Origin of the sequence: Corynebacterium sp. HMSC072G08 (assembly GCF_001809185.1) — a bacterium.
In the GTDB taxonomy this organism is placed as follows: domain Bacteria; phylum Actinomycetota; class Actinomycetes; order Mycobacteriales; family Mycobacteriaceae; genus Corynebacterium; species Corynebacterium phoceense.
The window spans coordinates 106,543-106,937 of the sequence record NZ_KV796464.1 but is presented as its reverse complement, the minus strand read 5'-3'; the positions used below and the strand labels follow the sequence as shown (position 1 = coordinate 106,937).

Annotated in this window: 1 CRISPR repeat array. The window is 60.0% G+C overall.

The features are described 5' to 3' along the window. Position 1 precedes the first annotated feature (1 nt). Positions 2-394: a CRISPR direct-repeat array (repeat unit 27 nt; unit sequence AAATACCTCCGCACGCGCGGAGAAGAG). Between the last annotated feature and the right edge of the window lies 1 nt (position 395).

Sequence of the window (395 nt, the reverse complement as noted above, 5' to 3'; positions counted from 1 at the left end):
GAAATACCTCCGCACGCGCGGAGAAGAGCGTGTTCAGTTGGGTCAGGGGGAGAGTTTGAGGGAAATACCTCCGCACGCGCGGAGAAGAGGCGCGGTATCTGTGACCTCCGAAACGATTCAAGGAAATACCTCCGCACGCGCGGAGAAGAGGCGTTACACAATGGAGCGTGACATTCGCCGCCGGAAATACCTCCGCACGCGCGGAGAAGAGTCGCCATACACGCCGCCGCCCGCGTCGTTGTCGGAAATACCTCCGCACGCGCGGAGAAGAGAACCACTGTTGAAACTTTTCACAAACTCGCATGGAAATACCTCCGCACGCGCGGAGAAGAGCCGGATCGGGTTACCCACAGGCACGCTCACGGGGAAATACCTCCGCACGCGCGGAGAAGAGG